A 14,360-nucleotide genomic window follows, 5' to 3' on the forward strand; every position below is an offset into this window, starting at 1 on the left:
GTTGGGCTGACAAGACTCCTGCACGTCTGTGAAATTGTTTGACCGAACGCCAACACACCTCACTCTCAACGGTGTTGACGATGCGGATCGAGCCGGTCGAGGACGGCACGCCGGGCCGAGTGCCCGAAATCCGGCGGGCCGGCATCGCCAGGCGAGAGCAAACGCTTTCATCCACTGCACCAAACGCCGCGTGACGGCACGGCGGCTGTCAGGTCCTTCACCACACCCTTGCCCTCAGTGCCGGAGGGCGGTCGCTCATGGCGTCCGGCGCACCACACCCTGGGCGTCGAAGGCCGCTCCGCTCCCCGGCCCGAGTTCCAGCCACAGCTCGGTGAACCGGTCGAGCAGTCCGGCCGCCGCCGCCACATCGTCCGTCAGCGGCCGGTCGGCCGGATCCGCGTCGAGCACCGCAGCCGCCAGCCCGAAGGCCCGGCCGACGGGCAGCCCCGGGTCGAGCCGCATGTCTCGCTGACGCAACGCCCTTACCGCCGCCACGAGTTCGCAGCCCACGACGAGCCGGTACGCCTCGCACGCCCGCAGCGTCTGACGGGACGCGAGCGAGGCGAAGCTCGCCTGCTCCTCGACACCGCGCGAGAGCACCGCATGGCCGAGGGACGCGGGCGCGGAGAAGGCCCGCAGATCGCCGAGCGCAGCCCCGGCCGCGTACTCGAGGATCATCACGCCCGACGACGCCGGCGCACCGTCCGCGAGGAAGGGCCGCAGCCGGGTGAAGCCGGGTTCGTTCAGCGTGGACAGACGCGACGTCGACAGGCGCGCCACCTGCGTCACCGCCAGCCTGAAGTGATCGAGGGCCAGGGCGAGCTGAGCGGCGTAGAAGCCCCCGTGGTGGTAGGCCGCCATGTCCTGCGCGGAGATCAGCGGGTTCTCGGCCGCCGCGTTGATCTCGACCGTGAGAACGTCTTCGAGGGCGTCCGCCGCGTCGTGCGCGGGCCCGTGGATCTGGGGCACGCAGCGGAAGCCGTACGGGTCCTGGATCCGGCCGAGCGGCGGCGTGGGGCGGTCGGGGGCGCCGAGCAGCAGCCGCATCCGCTCCGCGACCGCGTACGAACCGGCGTGCCGCCGCGCCTCGTGCACGGGCAGCGCGTACGCCTCGTACGAACCGTCCGTCGCCATCAGGGACAGCGCCGCCACCACCTGTGTGGCCGCGATGAGGCCGCGCAGCTCGTGCAGGGCGAGCGCGGACTGACCGAGGGTCAGGGCGTTGCTGCTGATCAGGGCCAGGGCGTCGTTGTTGTCCAGGGGCTGCGGATCGGGGGCCGCCCCGGGCCCCTGCCAGGGGTGTTCACCGGCCAGCGCGAGGCCCATCTGTGCGAGCGCGGCGATGTCGCCGGTGCCGACCGAGCCGAATTCGTTGACCTTGGGGTGGGCACCCGTCTCCAGGGCCTCGCAGAGTGCCGTGACGACGGTCGGGCGCAGACCGGCGCCTCCCGCGAGCAGCTGGTTGGCGCGGACCGCCAGCATGGCCCGGACCTGCCGTGCGGGCAGTTCCGCGCCGATCGCCCCGGCGTGGCTGCGCAGCAGCCGCAGACCGTGGTCGGCGGCCTCCTCCGTCGGCACGGACTCGTTCCGGTTGGCGCCCACACCGGTGGAGCGCCCGTAGACACGGCCCCACGAGGCGATTTCCCGAGCGGCGTGCCACGAGGTCTCCACGCGCTTCATCCCGTCCGCGCCCGGGACGGGTTTTGCGGTGGATTCGGCCATGCGTACGACATCTGCAACCATCAGTCCGCGGCCGTTCAGGACGACAACCGAGTCGCTGTCGCCCGTCACCCTGTCCGCGATATGAGACGACATCACTCGTCATTCCTCCTCAACCGGAAGCGCGGTCTTGCCCTACGACCACTCGTCACCAGGGATTCACACCCGAGAGACGACGGACTATTGACAATCTATTCAGACACCGAGAACTCTGCATGATGATATGCAGCCGGGCAAGGGACTCCACATGATCCAATTCGACACGGTCAACAAGCGCTTCCCGAACGGCACGACCGCGGTGCACGACCTCTCCCTTGAGATGCCGGAAGGGGGTGTGACCGTCCTTGTCGGATCTTCCGGTTGCGGCAAGACGACGACGCTCCGCATGATCAACCGGATGGTGGATCCGACCTCAGGGACCATCAGGGTCAACGGCAGGGACGTCCTGGAGCAGGACGCCGCCGAGCTGCGCCGCTCCATCGGCTACGTGATCCAGCAGTCCGGGCTCTTCCCCCACCGCACGGTCCTCGACAACATCGCGACCGTGCCGCTGCTGCTCGGCTGGGGCCGCAGGAAGGCGCGGGCGCGGGCCGCGGAACTCCTGGAGACGGTCGGCCTCTCCCCCGACGCCGGGAAGCGCTACCCGCACCAGCTCTCCGGCGGCCAGCAGCAGCGGGTCGGCGTGGCCCGCGCGCTCGCCGCGGACCCGCCGGTGCTCCTGATGGACGAGCCGTTCGGTGCCGTCGACCCCGTGGTGCGCACCCAGCTGCAGGACGAGCTCCTGCGCCTCCAGAGGGAGTTGAACAAGACCATCGTCTTCGTCACGCACGACATAGACGAGGCCGTCCGGCTCGGCGACCGCATAGCCGTCTTCCGCACCGGTGGCCACCTCGTCCAGTGCGCGGGCCCCGCCGAACTGCTGGCCCGGCCCGCGGACGCGTTCGTCGCGGACTTCCTCGGCGCGGAGCGCGGCCTGAAGCTGCTGTCCCTGACCGCGCTGGCGGAGGTCACCCAGGGGCCCGCTCCCAAGGGAACCCGCTGGCAGCTGACCCTCGACGCCGCCCGCAAGCCGCTGGCCTGGCACGACACCGAGACCGAGGCGGAGGCCCCGGTCCGGCCGCTGCGCGACACGGACTCGCTCCTCTCGGCGCTCAACGAGTCGATCGCCGCGCCGAGCGGACTGGTCGCCCGCGTCGACGCGGAGGGCGTCCTCACGGGTGTGACGTCCCGCGAGGACATCCACGACCACGCGGGACGCGTCCACAGCGACGCGAGCACGGTGGCCGCATGACCGTCGACTGGTCGTGGATATCCGACCACACCGGCGATCTCACCACCCTGGCCCTCTCCCATCTCCAGGCCGCCCTCACCGCCGTACTCCTCGGCCTGATCGTCTCGCTCCCCCTGGCTGTCCTCGCGCACCGCGTACGCCGGCTGCGCGGACTCCTCCTCGGGCTGTCGAACATCCTGTTCACCATCCCGTCCATCGCCGTCTTCGTACTCCTCCTGCCGGTCAGCGGGCTCACCCGCACCACCACCGTCATCGGCCTGACGATCTACACGCTCGTCGTGCTCCTGCGGAACACCGTCGAGGGCCTGGACTCCGTCCCCGCCAGGACCAAGGAGGCCGCGAAGGCCATGGGCTCCCGGCCGCTGCGCACCCTGCTCACCGTCGAACTCCCCCTCGCCCTCCCCGTGATCATGGCGGGCGTGCGGATCGCGACGGTGATGGCCATCTCCCTCGTCTCCGTGGCCACGTACATCGGCGACGGCGGACTCGGTCAGCTCTTCACGGACGGGTTCCAGCGCAACTTCCCCACCCCCGTCATCGTCGGCGTCGTCCTGACCCTGCTCCTCGCGCTCGTCGCGGACGCGGCTCTCGTCGCCCTCCAGTACGTCCTGACTCCCTGGACCCGTCGACAGAAGCAGGGGGCCTGAGCATGTACGAACTCTTCAAGGATCTCGGCGCCTGGCTGGTCAGCAGTGAGCAGTGGACCGGGCCCGACGGCATCGGGCACCGCCTCGCCGAGCACCTCCAGTACTCGCTGCTCGCCACGCTGATCGCCGCCGCCCTCGCCCTGCCGGTCGGCCTGCTCATCGGGCACACCGGACGCGGCGCCTTCCTCGCCATCAATCTCTCCAGCTTCGGGCGCGCGCTGCCCACGGTCGGGCTCGTCGTGCTGGTCTTCCTGGCCAGCGGGCTCTCGATGTGGCCCGTCTACATCGCCCTCGTGGCGCTCGCCGTCCCCTCCATCGTCACCAACACCTACGCCGGGATGACCGCCGTCGACCCCGAGGTGCGGGATGCCGCGCGCGGCCAGGGGATGCGCTGGCACCAGGTCCTCCTCCAGGTCGAACTGCCCCTCGCGCTCCCCCTGATCATGACCGGGCTCAGGCTCGCCCTCATCCAGGTCGTCGCGACGGCCACCATCGCCGCGTACGTCTCCTTCGGCGGCCTCGGCCGGTACGTCTTCGACGGGCTCGCCCAGCGCGACCTCGTACAGGTGCTCGGCGGCGCCGTGCTCGTGGCGCTCGTCGCGGTCGTCCTCGACCTCGCGCTCTCGGCACTCCAGCGCACCCTTTTCCGTCACCGCCCCGCCAAGTCGGCCCAGGAGCACACACGATGAACCGCAGAAACCTCCTCGGCGGCCTCCTCGCCGCCGCTTCCGTCCCCGCGCTCGCCTCCTGCAGCAGCGGCGTCACCTCGCTCGACGGGCAGGGGTCCGGCGGCGGAGGCGGCGGCTCCAGCAAGGACGGCGTCACCATCGGCACCGCCAACTTCACCGAGAACCAGGTCCTCGGGTACCTCTACGCCGCCGCGCTCGAAGCGGCCGGCGTGAAGACCAAGGTCCGCCCCAACCTCGGCACCCGCGAGATCCTCATCCCCGCTCTGAAGGGCGGCGACATCGACCTCCTGCCCGAGTACCAGGGCGCCCTGCTGCACTACCTCGACGCCAAGGCGAAGGCCACGGAGGAGGGCGAGATGCAGAACGCCCTCGCCATGGCCCTGCCGAACGGCCTGCAGATCCTGCCCTACGGCAGGGCCGAGGACTCCGACGCGTTCGTCGTCACCCGGGAGACCGCCGCCGAGTACGGTCTCAAGTCCCTCGCCGACCTCGCGCGGCACAACGGGAAGCTCGTCATCGGGGCGGCGCCCGAGGTCAAGAAGCGCACGGTGGGCGCGGTGGGCCTCAAGGACGTGTACGGCGTGGAGTTCAGGGAGTTCAAGTCCCTCGACTCCTCGGGGCCGCTGGTCAAGGGCGCGCTCAGGAAGGGTGACGTGGACGTCGCGAACCTCTTCACCACCGACACCGACATCGCCGCCGAGCACTGGGTCGTCCTCACCGATCCCAAGAACCTGGTCCCCGGCCAGCACATCGTCCCGCTCATCGCCGACCGCAAGGCCGACTCCACGGTCCGCAAGGCGCTCGCCCGGCTCGGCAGCGCGCTGACGACCGAGCAGCTCACCGAGCTCAACCGCCTGGTGGACAAGGACAAGAAGGACCCGCAGGACGTCGCGGGCGACTGGGCGGCACGGCACGGGATCAAGTAGCCGCCACCGCCGGACCGCGGAGCAGGGCACACCAAAGAGAGGCCGGTAACCGAGTCATGGCAGCTGAAGACCTGGTGGAGCGCCGCTCCATCGACGTCGTCCCGGACGACGAACGGCACGGGACCGCGTTCAGTCAGTTCACCCTCTGGCTCGGCGCGAACCTGCAGATCACCGCGGTCGTCACCGGCGCGCTCGCCGTCGTCTTCGGCGGCGACGTGGTGTGGTCGGTGATCGGCCTCCTGCTGGGCAATGTGCTCGGCGGCGCCGTCATGGCCCTGCACTCGGCGCAGGGACCGAAGCTCGGCCTGCCCCAGATGATCCAGTCCCGGGCCCAGTTCGGGGTACGCGGCGCGGCCGTCCCCCTCCTCCTGGTCGTCCTCATGTACGTGGGCTTCTTCGCCAGCGGCAGCGTCCTCGCCGGACAGGCCACCGCCGAGCTCACGCACACGAACGACACCACCGGCATCATCGTCTTCGCCGTGGTCACCGCAGTGGTGGCGGCGGTCGGCTACCGCGTGATCCACGTCCTGGGGCGGGTGGCGAGCGTGGTCTGCGCGCTGGCGTTCATCTACCTCGGCATCCGCCTGTTGGGCCGCGTGGACCTGTCGGAGCTGCTCGGCGACGCGCACTTCGAGCTGCCGGTGTTCCTGCTCGCGGTGTCGCTCTCGGCGTCCTGGCAGCTCGCCTTCGGGCCGTACGTCGCGGACTACTCGCGCTATCTGCCCCGTACGACGTCGGGCCGGGCCACCTTCTGGTGGACCCTGTCGGGGTCGGCGACCGGCTCTCAGTGGTCGATGACGTTCGGGGTGCTGGTGGCGGCGAGCGCCGGGGAGTCGTTCCTCGACAACCAGGTCGGATACGTGGTCGGCCTGGGTGGCGCCGGCCTGATCGCGTCGTTCCTGTACTTCGTGATCGCCTTCGGCAAGCTGACCATCAATGTGCTCAACACCTATGGCGGCTTCATGTCGATGGTGACCGGCATCAGCGGATTCCGGGGCCAGAAGACGCTGTCGCCGCGCGGCAGGGCCGCGTACATCGCGGTGATCATGGTGGCGGGGACGGCGGTGGCGCTCCTGGGCAAGGACAGCTTCCTGACGTCCTTCAAGGACTTCCTGCTGTTCCTGCTGACGTTCTTCACGCCGTGGTCCGCGATCAACCTGGTCGACTACTACCTGATCTCGCGGGAGCGGTACGACATCCCGGCGCTCTCCGACCCCGGGGGCCGCTACGGCGCCTGGCGCCGGGACGCACTCACCGTCTACGGGGTGGGCATCCTCGCCCAGCTCCCGTTCCTCGCGACGCACTTCTACACGGGCCCGTTGGTGGATCCGCTGGGCGGCGCGGACATCTCCTGGATGGTGGGCCTGGTGGTCCCTGCCGCCCTGTACTGGCTCCTGGCCCGCCGCGACACGTCACACGTTCCGGAGGAGACGCGGTACGCCCCGGTGCCTCCGAAGTAGCTCCCGCCGCTACCTTCTTCGTGGCGCCGGGGCGGGCCGCCGACTGGCCCGCCTCACCTCGTCCCGGTCGGCATCGACCCCGTTCAGAAACACCACCTTCTGCGGCTCATCGGCGTCGCTCACGCTGAAGGCGGCCACTCCCGGCACGGCCACCCCGACGGCCTCGGCAACCCCTTCCTCGTCGGCCACATCCTCAGCGGCGGCCGCCACCTCGACGCCCCCCGGAACGACCACGCAACTGGCCGAGACCGGGAGCGGCGGTGTCTCGGCGACCGCCGTGGCTGCGGCGGCCCTCGTCACGGCCGGAGCCGGCGCGCTGGGCTTCACCACCCTGCGCCGCCGCCGCACCCGGGCCTGAGCCGGCCGGCACGCCGTTCCGCCCCGGCAGCAGGGGCATCGTCGTCGAGCACGAGCCGGGGGTTCCCCGCTCTCGCCGAACTCCCGGACCCGAGGGGCCAACTCGCTATGCCGCGCGTCCTCCACGAATCTCCCTGACCGTCGGAGTGCGCATCGCAGTGAAAGCCACATGCCCCACGGTCTCCCGTTTGGATCACGCGGGGCTCTCGGGGGTCTCCGAAAGCCTTTCCCGGCAACGCGCGTCACGCCCGGCGGACTGCGTCCGCCGCGATCCCCGCCGTATGCGCCGCACGCATCTCGCTTTGGGCCCGCGCTATTCGCGTCCTGCCGAGTGCCTCGGTGTTGTGCCAGCTCGCCGCCCCTGACGCCGTGATACGGAGGCCGCCGAAGAAGGTGCGTCAGCGTGCGCGCCACTCGCCCAAGATCCGCCGGACAGACCCCTGGTAGCGCCTCCGTCACTACTCGTTAGCCACCGGTTCCTCCAACAGAAAAACCCCCTCTGTTAACAAAGCCTTTATCAATGTCTTGGCAGGTCAGCAGGGCAGAATCAGCGTAAAACGGATAACCCCAAGATTGGGGCTCCCCAATCGGCACATCGTGGGCTTAACTTAGGTGGCATGACCTCCCCTCGCTCCACCTACGGCGGCGGCTACTACGCCGCACCGTCGTTCCCCGACACTCCGATCTACGACTCCCTGGTCGCGGAGCGGGGTACCCCTCAGATCGCGCCGATCCGAGTTCCTGCCGCCTACGACACCGGCAACAGCTATCTGCCGGCGCTCCCGGCGGCCCTGCCTGCCCTTCCGGCCGCGCCCTCCCAGCCCGCCCCGTCGTACGGCTACCCGCAGCCGGCGGCGCAGCAGGGCTACGCGCCGATGCAGCCTGCGCATCTGCAGCACGCCCCGGCGCCGTACATCCCGCAGCAGCCGGCCGGGGGCCGTGGCGGCTACCAGCCGCCCCCGCAACAGCAGCAGCCGCGACCCGCGCCGGGTACCGGCTACGAGTCGATGCGTCCGGCGTCGCCGCGGCCGGCTCCCGCGCAGTCCCCGTACGAGGACCCGTACAACCGCCCGTACCAGGGCCGGGGGTACTGAGCGAGCACTGAGCGTGGGGGACTGAGGGAGTACTGCCGCCGGGCGGTGGACTGTCCGCGGCGGCTGGCAGAATGGGCGCATGCGCCCTGCCGTACCGAGTGCCGTCCACATCCGTCAGTCCGGAGTGCCGGCGGCACAAGCGACCGGCGAGACCGAAGTCGAGCCATGGGGACTCGACGGCGGCCCTCGCCGGATACCCGCCGATGCCGTCGGCGGGACGGTCACGGGACGTCAGCAGCCGCTCCCGGCACCGCCGGTGTTTGCCGTGTCCTTGCCGGGCGGCCCCGCGTCAACGGGAACTCCGGGGGCCGACGGCCGCGTTGGGCGGGGTGAGGTTTTTCCCTCCTCGTCGCTCCGGCGCGCGGACCGCACCGTATCGGGCTGAGGCGGATACGGAAGGGAGTGCAGGACTGTGCGGGCACTTTCGGGAGTCTGGCGTTGGCGGCACAACCCTCTGCGGCGTGCCACGGACCGGCGCGAGGCGTGGGTGGCACTGGCCGCGTTCGTGCTGTTCGTGCTGGCGGCGCCGGCGGCCGGCTGGTTCTTCGGATCGCGCACCGATGACGTGCTGCAGGAATCCGTGCGGGCCCAGCAGGCCAGGAGCCATCTCACCACCGCCGTCGTGGTGCGCCGGACGGCAGGTTCACGGCACTTCGTCGCCGACCCCGAGGTATCCGCCGACCGGGCGGCCCTGACCACGGTGCTGGCCCGCTGGCAGGCGCCGGACGGCACGGTCCGCAGCGCCACGGTGTCGACCACCTCGCACCACACCGCCCCCGGGGACCGGGTGCGGATCTGGACCGACCGGGAAGGCCATCCCGCGCTGCGCCCCATGGACGCGCCGACGGCCCACACCCATGCCGCGCTGGCCGGATTCGGTGCCGCGATGCTGGCCGCCCTGCTGATCGAGGCCGGACGGCGTCTGATCGTATGGCGGATGGTGCGGCAGCGGTACGCGCGGCTCGACCGGGCGTGGGCCAGGGCCGGTCCGGACTGGGGCAGGACGGGCACCGGCAGCTGAGAGCCGTCCCGGCCGGTCCGTTCCCTGGTCCGGCCTGATCCGAGCGAAACCCCCCAGGGTGCTGATCGGGTCAACTCCCGCCCTCCGCGCGCGCTACGGTGGACCGGCCCGCCCGTCACTTCGGCAGGCGGACCCCGGATGGTCACTGCCGCGAGGCCGGTGACCCGGGCATCACACACGCAACACACGCACGAGGCGGGGGCACGACAGCGCCATGGCACAGGGCACGGTCCAGGTGACGCACACCGGCACATCGCGGTGGCGGCGCCGCACTGGCGAATACGCCTCCCTCACCGCGGCTCTGGAAGCGGCGGCGGACGGTGATGTACTCACCGTCGCGCCGGGCACCTACCGGGAGAATCTGGTCATCGCCCGCGCGGTGACGCTGCGCGGGCCGGAGGGCTCGCTCGGATCCGTCCGGATCGCCCCCGTCGACGGCGTACCGCTGACCCTGCGCGCCTCCGCCGTCGTCCAGGACCTGCATGTGGAGGGCCAGGACTCGGCGGCCCCCGCCCTGCTGGTCGAGGAAGGTGCTCCGGAACTCGCGGACCTGCGGATCGTGACCCGCTCGGCCGCCGGTATCGAGGTGCGCGGTGCGGCCAGACCGACCGTGCGGCGCTGCACCGTCGACAATCCGGCCGGCGTCGGCATCGCCGTACTCGACGGCGCGGGCGGTGTGTTCGAGGAGTGCGAGATCGTCTCCGCCGGGCAGTCCGGTGTCTCGGTGCGCGACGGCGCACACCCCCGGCTGGAGCGCTGCCGTGTCCACCACTCCTCGGGAGCCGGGCTGTCCGTCACGGGTGAGGGCAGCGGCCTGGAAGCGGTCGGCTGCGAGATCTACGAGATCAAGGGCAGCGGAATACAGGTGGCCGCCCGCGCCTCCGCCCACCTCACCGACTGCACGGTGCACCGCACGTCGGCGGACGGCGTCACCCTCGACACCGACGCGGTGCTCACCCTGGCCGACTGCGACATCCACGACATCCCGGAGAACGCGGTGGACCTGCGTTCGCGCTCGGTCCTCACCCTGACCCGCTCCACCGTGCGCCGGTTCGGCCGCAACGGGCTCTCGGTCTGGGACCCGGGCACCCGGGTCGACGCCAACCAGTGCGAGATCCACGACAGTACGGGCGACTACCCGGCGGTCTGGGTCAGCGACGGGGCGACCGTGATACTGGACTCCTGCCGCGTCCACGACGTGCCGGACGCCATCTTCGTGCTCGACCGGGGCTCGCGCGCCGACGTCGTGGACAGCGATCTGTCCCAGGTCCGCAATACGGCGGTGTCGGTCAGCGACGGGGCGACGGCGCAGCTCGACGACTGCCGGATCCGGGAGGCGTCCACCGGTGCCTGGTTCCGCGACCACGGGAGCGGCGGCACCCTGAACAACTGCACCATCGACGCCGCCCAGACGGGCGTGATCGTCACCAAGGGCGCCGATCCGACGATCGAGCGCTGCACGGTCACCTCGCCCGCCGAGGCGGGTTTCTACGTGTCGGCCGAGGGCCGCGGCACCTTCCACGGCTGCCGGGTCACCGGGAGCGAGGGCTACGGCTTCCACGTGATGGACGGCTGCCGCACGACGCTCACCCGTTGCCGGACCGAGCGGTGCGCCCGCGGCGGCTACGAGTTCGCGGAAGGCGGTTCGCACGCCGACGGTTCCGGCACCGGTCCGGTCGTCGAGGACTGCACCAGCGACGAGAGCGCGCTGCGCACCGCCACTCCCCCGCCGCCCACGGTCCTGACGGCGACCCAGTCGACTCCGGGGCTGCTCGGCGGGGTCCCGGCGCCACGTGCGGTCGAGCCCGCCGCCGCGGAACCGCCGGCCGAGCCCGCGCGTACCTCCGGGGCGGTCCTGGGCGAACTGGACACCCTGGTCGGCCTCGACAGCGTGAAGCGTGAGGTGCGCGCGCTCACCGACATGATCGAGGTGGGACGGCGGCGCCAGGAGGCCGGGCTCAAGGCCGCCTCGGTCCGCCGCCACCTCGTCTTCACCGGCTCCCCCGGCACCGGCAAGACCACCGTGGCCCGGCTGTACGGCGAGATCCTGGCCTCCCTCGGTGTACTGGAGCGGGGCCATCTGGTCGAGGTGTCCCGGGTCGATCTGGTCGGCGAGCACATCGGCTCGACCGCCATCCGTACCCAGGAGGCCTTCGACCGGGCGCGCGGCGGTGTGCTGTTCGTCGACGAGGCGTACGCCCTGTCCCCCGAGGACTCCGGCCGGGACTTCGGCCGCGAGGCGATCGACACGCTCGTGAAGCTGATGGAGGACCACCGGGACGCGGTGGTCGTCATCGTCGCCGGGTACACCCACGAGATGGAGCGGTTCCTCACCGTCAACCCCGGTGTGGCGTCCCGTTTCTCCCGGACCATCACCTTCAGTGACTACGAGCCGCAGGAGCTGCTGCGGATCGTCGAGCAGCAGACCGAGGAGCAGGAGTACAGCCTCGCGTCCGGGACCGACGAGGCGCTGCTGAAGTACTTCACCGAGCTCCCCAAGGGGCCCGCGTTCGGCAACGGCCGCACCGCCCGTCAGACCTTCGAGTCGATGGTGGAGCGGCACGCGGGCAGGGTCGCCCAGCTCGCCGAGACGAGCACGGACGACCTCACCCTGCTGTATCCGGAGGACCTCCCGGAACTTCCCTGAGCGGCGGGCGGGCCTCGTCGCCCTCGGCCTGGTGGGGCAGGAGCGGGGCCAGCCGTTCCAGGAGCACGGCCCGCTCCTGGGCGAAGGCCGGGTCCGCCTGGTATTCGGAGTGGCCCAGCACCGGCTCGGGCAGGGGGTGTTCGGGGGTGCGTCCGTAGACCAGCGGGTCCTTCAGCGGGCCGCGGTCCACCTCGGGCCCGGACCCCTCGCCGAGCCTGACCTCGCCGCCGATCGGGTCGGTGGCCCGCCACAGATTGCGCCAGCAGTGCACCGAGCGGTGCAGCCCGTGCAGTTGGGCGGGGCCGAAGTAGGCCGGGAACCAGCGCCCGTAGAGCCGCTCGATCGGTGAGCCGTAGGTCAGCAGGGCGACCCTGCGACGGGTCGCCGCGGGCAGTTGCCAGACCGCGGACGCGGCGAGGACGCTGCCCTGGGAGTGGCCGGAGATGACGAGCCTGCCGCGGGTCCGCGCGGTCCAGCCGGACATGCGTGAGGCCAGGTCGGGGACGGCTCGCTCGGCGTAGCAGGGCGGCGCGAAGGGGTGTGCGGCGCGCGGCCAGAAGGTACCGACGTCCCAGAGGATGCCGATGGTGCGCCGGGCGGAGGCGTCCCGGTAGGCGCGCCGGCCGCAGGCGACGAAGACGAGGAAACCGAAGCCGATCATCCAGGAGCCGGTCGACTGCGCCGCCTCGGCCACCGATTCGACGAAGGGGCTGCTGCCGTCCATCGCGAGCCCGGGAACCTGTCCGCTCGCCCAGGCACCGCCGACCGCCGCGGTGCCGAGCAGCAGGGCGGCGGTCGAGACCAGGCCGACCATGCCGGGCGCGGAGTCGGTGAGCGCGGCCGTGGCGCGGGTCCGGGCGATCTGCTTGGTGCGGGCGGGGTCGGGCCGTGCCTCCTCGTACTCCGCGTCGACCACGGGCTCCAGGCGGCGGGCGGTGAGGTAGGTCCGTACGCCGAGCGCGATGCCGGGAACCAGGAGCAGCACCAGCAGCACGGGGATGACGGACGCCTGCCAGCTGAGCAGCACCGGCGGTCCGTCTATGACGGCGCTGCGGCCCATTCCGGGGCTGCCGGGGCCGTCGAGCCAGTCGGCGACGCGCTGGGCCACCCCGCCGGTCATCACGCCGCCGAGCGCGCAGGCGAGCATCGCGACCGCGGGGCCGCCGAGTCCGTGCATCACGGTGCGCGGTTCGGGGCTGCGCCGGTACAGGCTCCACGCCACCGCGGCGAGGGCGATGACGAGGGCGCCCTGGGCGAGGGTGACGACGCGGAACGTGATGTCACCGGGGAGCGTGCCCGCCGAGGCCCAGCCGGGGCGGGACCAGGCGGCGTGCGCAGAGGCGACGGCGAGCAGGGTCAGTGCGGCCCCGGGCAGGTAGGTGATGACGGCGCGGTCGAGCCGGTTGTCGAGGCGCCGTTCGCTGCGGCCGCGCCGGCAGACGACCCAGAGCACCACGAGCATGCCCAGGACGAGGAGCGCCTCGATCAGCCGGCCGTACACGGCGGGGACCGGTCCCTCCGCGGCACGGTCGTGCCGGGCCGTGGCGCCCGCGACGGAGGCGGTGACGGTCAGGAACCCGGCGGCGGTGTGGGCGGCGCGCAGCCGGGCGACCAGCCGGCGCCCGAACCAGAATCCGGGGCGTCCGAGTGCGGGCCGGATGGGCTCGGCGGGTGCGCCGCCGGTCCCGTGGGCGGTGCTCGGCTCGCCGTCGTCGGGGGCCGTTCCGGTCAGCGGGCGCTGGGACTCGTAGGCGCTCCAGGTGCGGTTGGACAGGTACCAGAGCAGTCCCACCAGTGCGGTCGGCACGAGTGCGGCGAGCGCGAGCCGCCGGCCCGGCTGGGACCACCAGCCGCCCTGCGCGGCGGAGAGGAATCCCAGCCACGACCGCTGGTCGGAACAGTCCGGCACCCCGGCGCACTGCCAGGCCGTCAGGTCGAGCGCGACCTCGCAGGCCGCGGCCGTCAGCAGGACGGTGAGGCTCAGCGCGACGAGCCGGACGAGCGCCCCGTAGAGCCGGATGGTGCGGGGGCGGGCGGTGGCGGCCGGGCGCATCCAGTGGGCGAGGTTGATCACCATGAACGGGAGCAGCAGGAGCCAGAGCGCCCGGGATCCGTTGCCGGAGGTGAGGTTGGACCAGCAGTAGGCCTCGGGGATGGGCCGGTCCCGGTACCGCTCGGGGTGCTGCTCCGCGTCGACGTCTTCGGAGCGCCGGTAAATGGCGGCGGTGGCGTCACCGGTGACCCGGACCGTGCGCGGGTCGACGAGCATCTCCTGGGGGGTGGCTCCGCCGACGCCGTGGACCAGCAGTTCCAGCGCTGGTCCGGTGCTCTGCGGGGCCTGGGTGGGAGGTGGCACTGGGGTGACTCGCTCTCGAAGGGGACGGCGGCTGATGTCCGGTCATCAGAATCGCGGCTGAACGGCGGTGTCCGTGCCGCTCTCACCGAATCTCCCCAGTGCGGCGGCCCGCGACACCGCGTGGCAGGATGAGCCCGTCCGAACGGACTCCTG

Annotated in this window: 11 protein-coding genes; 8 read left to right on the forward strand and 3 right to left on the reverse strand. The window is 71.7% G+C overall.

Features of this window, described 5'->3' with window-relative positions:
- Window positions 1-255: 255 nt before the first annotated feature.
- Window positions 256-1,815, reverse strand: coding sequence for an aromatic amino acid ammonia-lyase (locus ACIO3R_RS21375; RefSeq protein ID WP_402107736.1), 1,560 nt, complete (start codon window positions 1,813-1,815; stop codon window positions 256-258).
- Between the two features lie 127 nt (window positions 1,816-1,942).
- Here ACIO3R_RS21375 and ACIO3R_RS21380 point away from each other — a divergent pair, with 127 nt between their 5' ends.
- The 5 genes from ACIO3R_RS21380 to ACIO3R_RS21400 are packed head-to-tail and all read left to right on the forward strand — an operon-like array spanning window position 1,943 to window position 6,732.
- Window positions 1,943-3,010, forward strand: coding sequence for an ABC transporter ATP-binding protein (locus tag ACIO3R_RS21380; protein WP_385036666.1), 1,068 nt, complete (start codon window positions 1,943-1,945; stop codon window positions 3,008-3,010).
- A complete protein-coding gene (locus tag ACIO3R_RS21385; RefSeq protein WP_385036664.1) occupies window positions 3,007-3,657 on the forward strand; it encodes an ABC transporter permease in 651 nt (216 codons plus the stop codon). The genes ACIO3R_RS21380 and ACIO3R_RS21385 overlap by 4 nt, the downstream gene beginning before the upstream one ends.
- Before the next feature lie 2 nt (window positions 3,658-3,659).
- Window positions 3,660-4,346 carry an ABC transporter permease gene (locus ACIO3R_RS21390; RefSeq protein ID WP_385036661.1) on the forward strand — a complete coding sequence of 229 codons (687 nt, stop codon included), beginning with the start codon at window positions 3,660-3,662 and terminating at the stop codon, window positions 4,344-4,346.
- The gene (locus ACIO3R_RS21395) at window positions 4,343-5,272 is read left to right on the forward strand and encodes an ABC transporter substrate-binding protein (RefSeq protein ID WP_402107740.1); all 930 of its coding nucleotides are present in this window, start codon (window positions 4,343-4,345) and stop codon (window positions 5,270-5,272) included. The genes ACIO3R_RS21390 and ACIO3R_RS21395 overlap by 4 nt, the downstream gene beginning before the upstream one ends.
- A 56-nt stretch (window positions 5,273-5,328) precedes the next feature.
- A complete protein-coding gene (locus ACIO3R_RS21400) occupies window positions 5,329-6,732 on the forward strand; it encodes a purine-cytosine permease family protein (protein ID WP_385036658.1) in 1,404 nt (467 codons plus the stop codon).
- Between the two features lie 9 nt (window positions 6,733-6,741).
- Here the strand turns inward: ACIO3R_RS21400 and ACIO3R_RS21405 are convergent, their stop codons facing one another.
- Window positions 6,742-7,032, reverse strand: coding sequence for a hypothetical protein (locus tag ACIO3R_RS21405; protein WP_402107743.1), 291 nt, complete (start codon window positions 7,030-7,032; stop codon window positions 6,742-6,744).
- A 674-nt stretch (window positions 7,033-7,706) separates the two neighbouring features.
- Here ACIO3R_RS21405 and ACIO3R_RS21410 point away from each other — a divergent pair.
- The 3 genes from ACIO3R_RS21410 (at window position 7,707) to ACIO3R_RS21420 (ending at window position 11,851) form a co-directional block, all read left to right on the forward strand.
- The gene (locus tag ACIO3R_RS21410) at window positions 7,707-8,183 is read left to right on the forward strand and encodes a DUF6643 family protein (protein WP_385036656.1); all 477 of its coding nucleotides are present in this window, start codon (window positions 7,707-7,709) and stop codon (window positions 8,181-8,183) included.
- Between the two features lie 412 nt (window positions 8,184-8,595).
- Entirely contained in the window at window positions 8,596-9,204 is a 609-nt protein-coding gene (locus tag ACIO3R_RS21415; protein ID WP_402107746.1) for a hypothetical protein, read from the forward strand.
- 214 nt (window positions 9,205-9,418) lie between these two features.
- Complete coding sequence (locus ACIO3R_RS21420) at window positions 9,419-11,851, forward strand: right-handed parallel beta-helix repeat-containing protein (protein WP_402107748.1); 2,433 nt, start codon at window positions 9,419-9,421, stop codon at window positions 11,849-11,851.
- Here ACIO3R_RS21420 and ACIO3R_RS21425 read toward each other — a convergent pair.
- Window positions 11,811-14,207 (reverse strand): hypothetical protein, encoded by a 2,397-nt coding sequence (locus ACIO3R_RS21425; RefSeq protein WP_402107752.1) that lies wholly within the window; start codon window positions 14,205-14,207, stop codon window positions 11,811-11,813. The two genes, ACIO3R_RS21420 and ACIO3R_RS21425, sit on opposite strands and share 41 nt — an antisense overlap.
- Window positions 14,208-14,360 lie beyond the last annotated feature (153 nt).

The sequence above is a fragment of the Streptomyces sp. NPDC087428 genome (assembly GCF_044744085.1).
In the GTDB taxonomy this organism is placed as follows: domain Bacteria; phylum Actinomycetota; class Actinomycetes; order Streptomycetales; family Streptomycetaceae; genus Streptomyces.

Coding starts and splice junctions, on each gene's coding strand:
- ACIO3R_RS21375 (WP_402107736.1), bottom strand. CDS start 1,815: ATGTCGTCTCATATCGCGGACAGGGTGACGGGCGACAGCGACTCGGTT.
- ACIO3R_RS21380 (WP_385036666.1), top strand. CDS start 1,943: ATGCAGCCGGGCAAGGGACTCCACATGATCCAATTCGACACGGTCAAC.
- ACIO3R_RS21385 (WP_385036664.1), top strand. CDS start 3,007: ATGACCGTCGACTGGTCGTGGATATCCGACCACACCGGCGATCTCACC.
- ACIO3R_RS21390 (WP_385036661.1), top strand. CDS start 3,660: ATGTACGAACTCTTCAAGGATCTCGGCGCCTGGCTGGTCAGCAGTGAG.
- ACIO3R_RS21395 (WP_402107740.1), top strand. CDS start 4,343: ATGAACCGCAGAAACCTCCTCGGCGGCCTCCTCGCCGCCGCTTCCGTC.
- ACIO3R_RS21400 (WP_385036658.1), top strand. CDS start 5,329: ATGGCAGCTGAAGACCTGGTGGAGCGCCGCTCCATCGACGTCGTCCCG.
- ACIO3R_RS21410 (WP_385036656.1), top strand. CDS start 7,707: ATGACCTCCCCTCGCTCCACCTACGGCGGCGGCTACTACGCCGCACCG.
- ACIO3R_RS21420 (WP_402107748.1), top strand. CDS start 9,419: ATGGCACAGGGCACGGTCCAGGTGACGCACACCGGCACATCGCGGTGG.